Annotated in this window: 5 protein-coding genes; 4 read left to right on the top strand and 1 reads right to left on the bottom strand. The window is 46.9% G+C overall.

The window, feature by feature from the left end; genetic code table 11:
• Positions 1 to 1,229: bifunctional UDP-N-acetylglucosamine diphosphorylase/glucosamine-1-phosphate N-acetyltransferase GlmU (glmU, locus tag Q0546_RS06215; protein WP_298791474.1), on the bottom strand; the 1,229-nt coding region annotated here is incomplete at its 3' end.
• A gap of 148 nt (positions 1,230 to 1,377) precedes the next feature.
• Between glmU and Q0546_RS06210 the strand changes: the two genes are divergently transcribed.
• The 4 genes from Q0546_RS06210 to fliP form a co-directional block, all read left to right on the top strand.
• Positions 1,378 to 2,526 carry a PepSY-associated TM helix domain-containing protein gene (locus tag Q0546_RS06210; RefSeq protein WP_298791472.1) on the top strand — a complete coding sequence of 383 codons (1,149 nt, stop codon included), beginning with the start codon at positions 1,378 to 1,380 and terminating at the stop codon, positions 2,524 to 2,526.
• 304 nt (positions 2,527 to 2,830) lie between these two features.
• Positions 2,831 to 3,598, top strand: coding sequence for a motility protein A (locus tag Q0546_RS06205; RefSeq protein WP_009494312.1), 768 nt, complete (start codon positions 2,831 to 2,833; stop codon positions 3,596 to 3,598).
• 5 nt (positions 3,599 to 3,603) lie between these two features.
• On the top strand, positions 3,604 to 4,374 hold the full coding sequence (locus Q0546_RS06200) for a flagellar motor protein MotB (RefSeq protein WP_298791471.1): 771 nt from the start codon (positions 3,604 to 3,606) through the stop codon (positions 4,372 to 4,374).
• Positions 4,375 to 4,376: 2 nt separating this feature from the next.
• A partial coding sequence (fliP, locus tag Q0546_RS06195; protein WP_298791470.1) for a flagellar type III secretion system pore protein FliP occupies positions 4,377 to 5,111 on the top strand: 735 nt, incomplete at its 3' end.

Below are 5,111 nucleotides of genomic sequence, written 5' to 3'. Positions count from 1 at the left end.
AGCGCGCCGCTAGGTACGTCGCTAGTTACGGTGCTTCCTGCGGCGATTAGCACGTCGTCGCCGACTTTTACGGGAGCGATGAGCTGCGTATCCGAGCCGATAAAGACGTTTTTGCCGATGATTGTTTTGTGCTTGGCTTTGCCGTCGTAGTTGCACGTGATCGTGCCGCAGCCGACGTTTGTGCCGTTACTTATCTCGCAGTCGCCTAGATAGCTCAGGTGGCCTGCTTTGACGCCGTTTAGCTTCGCCGCCTTTAGCTCGACGAAATTTCCGATGTGGGTGTTTTTGATCTCGCATTTTGGGCGTATGTGCGCGAGCGGGCCGACGTCGGAGTCTTCGATGACGGAGTTTTCTACGACCGAGCCGCTTTTGATGACGGAGTTTTTGATGACGCACTCTCCGATGACGCTTACGTTTTCTTCGATGACGCACTCGCCTTCAAATTTGGCTCTAGAGTCTATATATACGCTATTTGGTAGCCGCATGAGTACGCCGCTTTTCATCAAATTTTTCTTGATTTCGTCCTGCATCAAATTTTGGGCGATACTGAGCTGAAATTTATCGTTTATGCCCATGAAATTTTGCTCTTCGACGCTGATGGCCCAGCACTTTAGACCGCGCTCGTTTGCGATTTTTATCGCGTCGGTTAGGTAAAATTCTTTCTGCGAGTTTTCGTTGCCGATGAGAGGTAAAATCTCGCGTAAAACTTCGCTTTTAAAGCAGTAGCAGCCGGCGTTTGCGCTTTTTATCATTTTTTGCGTTTCGGTCGCGTCTTTTTGCTCGACGATGGCCTCGACTTTGCCGTTATTTATGATGACGCGGCCGTATCCGTAGGGATCTGCGGCCTCAAAAACGCTTAACGCTATGTCCGCGTTGCCAGCGCTTAGGCGGATTAGGTCGTTGGTTTTTATAAGCGGCATATCTCCGCACAAAATCAGCGTTTTTTCGCTATTTAACGGGATGTTTTTTAGCGCGCCCGCAGTGCCCGGGAAATTCTTTAAATTTTGCTCGTAAATTTTAGTTTGAGGGAAAATTTCTTTGATTTTGGCTTCGACGAGCTCTTTTTGATAGCTCAAAACCACGCTCACGTCGCTACTAATCTCATAAGCTTTGCGCAAAATATGGATAATCATCGGCTCCCCGCAAAGCTCGAAAAGCACCTTTGGTTTGGTTGATTTCATCCTCGTGCCAAGCCCTGCGGCAAGCACCACTACGCCGATATCGCTCATCTTTTTTCCTTATTTAAATTTGAGCGATTTTATCTCAAATTTGCTAAATGCGGGATTAATGCTTTTTGGACTTAACAAATTCTTAAGAATTAATCAATATAATCACGTTTCTTAAAAATAATCAAAATCAAAATTTAAAGGATGCGGCTTGCTTTCGTTTGTTAGAAAACTCTTAAGAAGAAATCAATTTTTGTTTAATCTCCACCTTATTTTATCGATTATTTTTGCTATTCCGCTACTCGTTATCGGCGTTACGGGAGCGATTTTATCGTATCAGCACGAGCTTGAGGATCTTATAAATTTAAACGCTGCCAAGGTCGAAAAAATCGGCGAAATGCTAAGCGCGGAGCAAATCTTGCAAAGCTTTAGCGAGCAAACGGGCGTTAAGCAACCCGCAAGGCTCGTGCTACCAAAAAACGAAAACGAAGCGATCACAATTTATGCTAGCAATAGCGATGCCTATCTGGTCGATCCATATACCGCGCAGATCATCGGCAAGGACTACGGAGTTGCTTTTGTGCGCGTAGCGATGTCGCTGCACCGAAATTTGGGCCTTGCGCTAACGGGCAACAAAACCGCGGGCGAAGTGGGCAAGCAGATCGTGGGCGCTAGTACGGTTGCGATGATAGTGCTCGTGATAAGCGGCGTTTGGCTGCATTTTCCTAGGCTAAAACGTAAATTTGCCGAGGCGGTGAAGCCAAATTTTAAACTCAAGAAATACGCCCTTTTTCATAACCTGCACACGAGTTTAGGCGCCTTGAGCGCGGTGATTTATCTCGTCATCTGTCTGACCGGACTCATGTGGTCGTACCGCTGGTATAACGGCGCTGTGACGGAGCTTTTCGTTAGCGCGCAAAATTTGCCCAAAGAGACCGCGCAAAAAGACGGAGCGCCCGCAAAAGCAGAAGGCAAAAAGAACGCCGAGTATAAATTTAGCGACGCGCAGAAGGCTTATGAGATATTTAAATCAAGCGGCATAGAGTATAAGGAATTTAGCCTGATGCTTGCGGCCGGAGATAAAATAAACGTCAGATACTATGAGCCGGACGCGCCAAACACCGCTCGTCCAAAAATGGCGACCGTGAATGTAAAAGATAGCAAGATGGCCGAGCAAAAGCAGACCGAGGGTATAACCGTAGGCATGGTAAAGAGCACGAATTATCAGCTACATACTGGGTATTTTTTCGGGCTTGCGGGTAAAATTTTGTGGTCGGTCGTTTCGCTTTTGATGGCGCTTTTTATCTTTAGCGGCTTTTATATGACAGCAAAAAGGGCGTTTAAGCCGAAAAAGGCCTAGTTAAATTTGCCCTTTACGCGTGCGAGCGATAATTTTGCCAAATTTGCGCTCGCCGCAAGACGCTGCCTTTTGTTTTTGTTTAAAATTTAGCTTCGCTTTTTAAATCAAATTTTTAGAAAAAATTAGTATATAAATTTGGTCAAGAAAAGTGCCAAAAAAACGAAATATGACCAAAAACGCAAAATTTAAAAAATTTTACATCGATTTGGAACGCCTTTTGCAAAAAGCTAATCTAAGTTTAACTGTTTTTTCAACTAAAAAAAACTAAAATACAAACTAAAATTTTTAAATAGAAAGTTGCAAGATGGATTTAGGTAGCCTCGTCGGTTGGATAGTTATTATGGTGCTTTTGCTAGGTTCCATGCAAATGGGCGTCGGAATCGGAGCTTACATCGATATTCCCTCTGTTTTGATCGTTTTTGGCGGTACGATTTGCGCGCTGATGATCGGCTTTAAGATGGAGCAGATAAAAAAGCTAGGCACGTTTTACGGCATCGCGGTAAAACCAAAAACCTACAATCTCCCAGAAATCGTAAAAAAAATGGTCGAGTACTCCACAAAAGCCCGCCGCGACGGTATCCTGGCGCTTGAGAGCGATGCAAATAACGAAACCGATCCGTTTCTAAAAAAGGGTCTATCTATGGCGGTTGACGGCAACGAACCAGACGCCATCAGGACGTTGCTTGAGATAGATATGGAGCAGTCTAGCTCCAGACACGGCGATAATATCAAGATTTTTGAGCAAATCGCGGGCTTTGCAGGCTCTATGGGTATGATCGGTACGCTCATCGGCCTGGTTGCGATGCTTATGAACATGTCAGATCCCTCAGCTATCGGTCCATCGATGGCGGTCGCGCTCATCACGACGCTTTACGGTGCGATGATAGGAAACATCCTTGGCTCGCCCGTGGCAAACATCCTGAGCATCCGCGACAAGGACGAAGGCACGGCAAAAGTGCTGATGCTAGAGGGCATAATGGCTATCCAAGCAGGCGATAATCCTAGGACGCTTGAGATGAAGCTGCTATCGTTTTTACCGCCTAAAGACCGCGTCAGTCAGTTTGATAAGTAGAAAAAATGGCTAAAAAGTTAATCGATCCAAGCGACTGCCCCAAATGCTTGCCCGAGTGGCTCGCGGCGTTTGGCGACTTGATGTCGCTGTTGCTTTGCTTTTTCGTACTGCTTCTTTCTATGAGTACGATGGACGCAAAGAAGCTAGAAGCTGCGATTGGCTCGCTAAGCGGGGCTTTGGGCGTGCTTGAGGGCGGCGCAAAACCCGACGTCAGCGCCGAACAAAACCAAGACGACCACGCCACCTCAAATAAAGAACGCACGGGCGTGAAGTCAAATTTCGAGCAGACTCTGCGCTCTATCAACGAGCTTTTGCATGCTAGCGGCTCGCCTGAAATCACGTTTGAGGAGAGCGAGAGCGGATTTGTGATTAGACTGCCCGCAAATTTACTCTTTGCAAAAGATAGCGCCAAGCTACAAAACGACGATGCGCTGCTATTTTTAAAACGTATCGCGATGGTGATAGCAAAGCTGCCGCCGGACGTCGTAGCAAACGTGATCGGACATACCGACAGCGAGCAGCCCGCTTCTACCGAGTTTAGAGACAACTGGCAGCTATCGTCGGCTAGAGCTATCAGCGTAGTTAGCGAGCTAATCAAAGACGGAGTCGATCCTAAAAAGCTAACCGCGTCGGCAAAGGCCGAATTTGAGCCGTTTGCGACGAATTTTACAGAGCAGGGCAGGGAGAAAAACCGCAGGGTCGAGATACACTTCGTTTCGTTAAATTTAGACGACAAAGCCAAAACGCAAAAAAGCATACTGGACGCGCAGGAGTAAATTTGAAAAAACTGACGTTTTTGCTGTTTTTTATCTTTGCGGCGGTCGCGATCGGTGAGGATAACGTCACGATCCCGACCGTAAATCTCAGCCTAAGCGCGCCCACTACGCCCACCCAGCTAGTTAGCTCGCTAAACGTCCTACTGGTCCTTACCGTCCTCACGCTAGCTCCTTCGCTAGTGTTTATGATGACGAGCTTTTTGCGGCTCATTATCGTTTTTTCGTTTTTGCGACAAGCTATGGGTACGCAGCAGATGCCGCCTTCTACGGTGCTTATTAGCCTTGCGATGGTGCTTACGTTTTTTATCATGGAGCCTGTGGGCAAGCAAGCCTACGAAGCGGGCGTGAAGCCCTATCTAAGCGAGCAAATCAGCTATCAAGAAGCCTTTGAGCGAGGCGTTAAGCCGTTTCGCGAGTTTATGATAAAAAATACGCGCGAGAAGGATCTGGCGCTTTTTTTACGTATCAGAAATATGCCAAACCCGCAAAGCTTCGACGATATCCCGCTCACGGTCGTGATGAGCGCGTTTATGATTAGCGAGATGAAAACGGCGTTTGAGATAGCCTTTTTGCTCTATCTGCCGTTTTTGGTCATCGATATGGTCGTTAGCTCCGTGCTTATGGCGATGGGTATGATGATGCTGCCGCCGACGATGATTTCACTGCCGTTTAAGCTGCTTATTTTCGTGCTCGTCGACGGGTGGAATTTACTCGTCATGAACCTCGTTAAAAGCTTT

Source organism: uncultured Campylobacter sp., assembly GCF_937997465.1.
GTDB lineage: Bacteria > Campylobacterota > Campylobacteria > Campylobacterales > Campylobacteraceae > Campylobacter_A.
Note: the sequence above shows the minus strand (reverse complement) of the source record. Positions and strands in the feature narration are given on the sequence as shown.